Source organism: Nocardioides sp. (genome assembly GCF_031422975.1).
GTDB lineage: Bacteria > Actinomycetota > Actinomycetes > Propionibacteriales > Nocardioidaceae > Nocardioides.
Map to the genome: position 1 here is coordinate 1 of NZ_JANPEO010000473.1, position 4,649 is coordinate 4,649.

The following is a 4,649-nucleotide window of genomic DNA, read 5'->3' on the forward strand; positions in this document are numbered from 1 at the left end:
CCCGGCGACCCACGGCTTCTCCTCCGTGGTCGCGATCGACCTCGGAGACCGCGTCATCGAGCTGATCCACCCGGGCCGCGGCCACACCGCCGGCGACCTCGTCGTGCGGGTGCCCGATGCCGACGTGATGGTCGCCGGCGACCTCGTCGAGGAGTCGGACAAGCCGTTCATCGGCGACGACTCCTTCCCGCTCGAGTGGCCCTTGACGCTCGACCTGGTGATCGGGCTGATGACGGCCTCGACGGTGGTGGTCCCGGGCCACGGCCAGCTCATCGACCTCGACTACGTGCAGGACCAGCGGGTCGAGCTCGGGATCATCGCCGAGACCATCCGCGACCTGGCGAGCCGCGGCGTGCCGGTCTCGCAGGCACTCGAACAGGGCGAGTGGCCCTGGGACCCGGCACTCCTCGCCTCCGCCGTCCGGCTCGGCTACGAGCACCTGCCGCGGGCGCAGAAGCGGCTGCCCCTCGTCTGAAGGGGTGTTTACTCCTGCCTCCGGGTCGCGTAGGAACGACGCATGAGCGAATCCACCGAAGAGCCGCAGGCCGATCCGTCCGCCATCTCCGACGACCAGCTTCCCGAGGACCTTCAGCCCGGCGAGGACAACCCGCTCGCGGAGCCCCTCGACCCCGACGCCGAGGGGACCAAGGACGCCGACGAGCTCGGCATGGACGACACCCAGGACGACACGACCGGTGTCTACCGCAGCGAGGGTGAGCTGGGCGACCGGGACACGACCACCGCGGACGCCGAGGACGACTCGGACGACTGAGAACCGGCCCGCCGCGCCACCGCGGCCCGGGATTCGGTGCCCTGCGCGCCGGTCCGGCGTGGCGGGGCGGCCTCAGGGCTCCGGGCACCTAGCGTTGAACGGTGCCTTCCCCCACATCTGATCGCTACGGCTCCGACGTCCTCAACACCGACTGGCGCGCGCCCAGAGGAGGCCGCGCCGTCGACGTGCCCGCCGAGATCGGGCTCGTCGTCGAGGAGGTCATCACCGACTGGTGCGGTGAGGTGGTCGCCATCGACCGCGACCTCGACACAGTGACGCTCGAGGACCGGCGCGCCAAGCGGCGTACCTTCCCGCTCGGTCCCGGCTTCCTGATCGAGGGCAGGCCGGTCTCGCTGATCCGGCCGATCACCAGGGTCGCGCCGGCGAGGAAGACGCGCACAGCGAGTGGCTCCGTCGCCGTCCATGACGTGAAGGCCCGGGTCGCGCGTGCCAGCCGGATCTTCGTCGAGGGCAGGCACGACGCCGAGCTGGTCGAGAAGGTGTGGGGCGATGACCTGCGCATCGAGGGCGTGGTCGTGGAGTTCCTCGGCGGCGTCGACGACCTCGCCGAACACCTGCGTGACTTCAAGCCCGGCCCGCAGCGCCGCGTCGGCGTGCTCGTGGACCACCTCGTGCCCGGCTCCAAGGAGAGCCGTATCGCCCAGGGCATCGTCAGGTCGGACATCGGCACGCACGTGTTGATCGTGGGGCACCCGTTCATCGACGTCTGGCAGGCGGTCAAGCCGTCGCGCCTCGGCATCAAGCGCTGGCCCGACGTGCCGCGCAACATCGACTGGAAGAAGGGCACCTGTCAGCAGCTCGGCTGGCCGCACCGCGACCAGACCGACATCGCGCGGGCCTGGCAGCACATCCTCGGCGGGGTGCGGGGCTACGAGGACCTCGACCCGCACCTGCTCGGCCGGGTCGAGGAGCTCATCGACTTCGTGACCGCTGCCTAGTCAGGTCAGGTCGCGCACGACCGCGTCGGCCAGCAGCCGTCCGCGGCGGGTCAGGACGAGCCGCTCGGTCGCCAGCGTGACCAGCCCCTCCTCGACCAGCCGTGCCACCTGGGCCCGGCCGCTGCGGTCCAGCGCCAGGACGGGGAGCCCGTCGCGCAGCCGTAGCTCGAGCAGGATCCGTTCGACGCGGCGCTCGTGCTCGGTGAGGTGCTCATAGGCCAACGCCGGGCTCGCGCCGGCGGCCAGCCGGTCGGCGTACGCCGCAGGATGCTTGACGTTCCACCAGCGCACGCCGCCGACGTGCGAGTGGGCGCCAGGTCCGGCGCCCCACCAGTGGCCGCCGGTCCAGTAGAGGAGGTTGTGGCGGCACCGGCTCTCGGCACGACGCGCCCAGTTGGAGACCTCGTACCACTCCAGCCCGGCCGCGGTGAGCCGCTCGTCGGCGAGGTCGTACTTGTCTGCGAGGTCGTCCTCGTCGGGCATCGGCAGCTCGCCGCGCCGCACCCGACGGGCCAGGGCGGTGCCGTCCTCGACGATCAGCGAGTACGCCGACACGTGATCGGGCTCGCACGCGAGCGCTGCTTCCAGCGAGGTCTCCCAGTCTGCGATCGACTCCCCCGGCGTGCCGTAGATCAGGTCGAGCGACACCTCGTCGAATCCCGCAGCGCGGGCCCACTCGACGGCTGCCGGCACTCGGAGCGGATCGTGCGTGCGGTCGAGCACCTTGAGCACGTGGTCGACCGCGGACTGCATGCCGAAGCTGATCCGGTTGAAGCCGGCCGACCGGAGCTCCGCCAGGTCCCACGCGGTCACGCTGTCCGGGTTGGCCTCGGTCGTGATCTCGATGTCGTGTGACAGCCCGAACTCGGCGGCGGCACTGGCCAGCACCGCACCGAGGTCGGCCGGTTTCAGGAGGGTGGGCGTGCCGCCGCCCAGGAAGATGGTGTCGATGGGCACGTCCCGATCGCCGAGCACGCGGCGCGCGTGCCGGATCTCGGCGATCACCGCTTCGGCGTACGTCGAACGCGACGCGCCGGGAGCGTCCCCGAGCTCCTCGGCGGTGTAGGTGTTGTAGTCGCAGTAGCCACACCGGACGGAGCAGAACGGCACGTGGAAATAGAGCCCGAAGGGCTGGGAGCCGAACTCCGCCAGCGCCGCGGCCGGAAGGGATCCGTCTGCGGGCATGGGCAAGCCAGCGGGTTGGGCAGGGGGCACCTGCTCATCCAAGCACCAGCCGAGCCCGGATGGTGATCCGATCCGATCAGATCGGCCCGGACGGCGTGGCCACGAACCACTCCTCAACGGTTCTCGTTGACGGCGTCCGTGAGGTCGTACGGGATTCGTCTGAAATGGTGAATGGGTGCCGGTGGTCTCCCACCGACACCCATTCGGCGTCGCGTTGCTGTGCGGTCCCTGTGAGGGAACCGTGATCAGGCGTAGAGCGCGTCGATCGTGCCCTTGTAGTTGTCCTCGACGACGCTGCGCTTGACCTTCATCGACGGCGTCAGCTCACCGGACTCGATCGTGAGGTCGTGGTCGAGCAGCTCCCACTTCTTGATGGTCTCCCAGCGGTTGAGCTTGGCGTTGAGCTGGTCGACGTAGCCCGCGACCATCGTCTTGACGGCATCGCTCTGCACGACGTCGGTGTAGGACGCGCCCTCCATGCCGTTCTCGGCAGCCCAGCCGGCCATTGCATCCGGGTCGAGGGTGACGAGCGCGATGACGTAGTTGCGCTCGTTGCCGAAGACCATGAACTGGCTGGCGTAGGGGCAGATCGCCTTGAACTTCGACTCGATCGCCGGCGGGGCGATGTACTTGCCGCCCGACGTCTTGAAGAGCTCCTTGATCCGGCCGGTGATGGTGAGGTAGCCGTCGGCGTCGAGGGCACCCTTGTCGCCGGTGTGCAGCCAGCCGTCGGCGTCGAGCGTGCGGGCCGTCTCCTCCGGGAGGTTGTGGTAGCCGTCCATGACGTGCGGGCCGCGCAGCAGCACCTCGTCGCCGTCACCGATCTTGACCTCGCTGCCGGGCAGGGGTCGACCGACGGTGCCGATGCGGTTCTCGTCGGGGTGGTTGACGGTCGCGCCCGCAGAGTTCTCGGTCATGCCGTAGCCCTCGAGGATCACGATGCCGGCGGCGTTGAACCACTCGGCGATCTCCCGGTTGAGGGCGGCGGAGCCGGAGATGAAGAAGCGCACGCGTCCACCGAAGCGGTCGCGCACCTTGCTGAAGACGAGCTTGTCGAACAGGCCGTGCTGCAGCCGGAGAGCGACTGGGACCGACTTGCCCTCGCGCTTGAGCTCGTTGACCTTGAGGCCGACCTCGAAGGCCTTGTGGAAGAGCTTCTCCTTGGCGCCACCCTCGGCCGCCTGCATCGTCTGGATGCGGCCGTAGGCCTTCTCGAAGATGCGGGGGGCCGCACCCATGAAGGTCGGCTTCACCTCGGCACAGTTGTCGATGATCTTCTCGACCCGGCCGTCGACCGCGGAGGCGAAGCCGCACGCCATCTGCGCCGAGAGCAGCACCTTGCCGAACGAGTGGGACATCGGCAGCCACAGGAACTGCAGGTCTGTCTCGTCGAGGATGTTCTGTACGGCGATCGCCTCGCCCTCGTAGACCCAGGACTTGTGGCGCAGGCGGACGCCCTTGGGCCGCCCGGTGGTGCCGGAGGTGTAGATCAGGGTCGCGAGCTGGTCCGGCTCGATGGCCGCGGCCTTCTCGGCGATGATGCCGGGGTGCTCGGCGAGGTAGGTCGCACCGAGGGCCGCCAGGTCGTCGAGGGAGATGATCCACTCGCCGTCGGCTGTGCCGTCGAAGGTGATGACCTTCTCGAGGTGCGGCAGCTCGTTGTGGCCTTCGACGAGCTTGGCGATCTGCACGTCGTCCTCAGCGACTCCGACTGCCGCTTCGTGTTCGCCGAG

General features: G+C 69.4%; 5 protein-coding genes. 3 read left to right on the forward strand and 2 right to left on the reverse strand.

The window, feature by feature from the left end:
- The 3 genes from RMO85_RS14150 to RMO85_RS14160 all read left to right on the forward strand — a co-directional run.
- On the forward strand, positions 1 to 475 hold a 475-nt coding region (locus tag RMO85_RS14150; RefSeq protein ID WP_310529367.1), incomplete at its 5' end, for an MBL fold metallo-hydrolase.
- 42 nt (positions 476 to 517) lie between these two features.
- Complete coding sequence (locus tag RMO85_RS14155; protein WP_310529368.1) at positions 518 to 772, forward strand: hypothetical protein; 255 nt, start codon at positions 518 to 520, stop codon at positions 770 to 772.
- A 101-nt stretch (positions 773 to 873) separates the two neighbouring features.
- Positions 874 to 1,731 (forward strand): DUF3097 domain-containing protein, encoded by an 858-nt coding sequence (locus RMO85_RS14160; RefSeq protein WP_310529369.1) that lies wholly within the window; start codon positions 874 to 876, stop codon positions 1,729 to 1,731.
- On the opposite strand, the gene hemW is transcribed toward RMO85_RS14160, so the two are convergent.
- Together hemW and RMO85_RS14170 are read right to left on the reverse strand one after the other, a co-directional pair.
- Complete coding sequence (gene hemW / locus RMO85_RS14165) at positions 1,732 to 2,916, reverse strand: radical SAM family heme chaperone HemW (RefSeq protein ID WP_310529370.1); 1,185 nt, start codon at positions 2,914 to 2,916, stop codon at positions 1,732 to 1,734.
- A 245-nt stretch (positions 2,917 to 3,161) separates the two neighbouring features.
- Positions 3,162 to 4,649 (reverse strand): AMP-dependent synthetase/ligase (locus RMO85_RS14170; protein ID WP_310529371.1); only part of this gene is annotated, 1,488 nt, incomplete at its 5' end.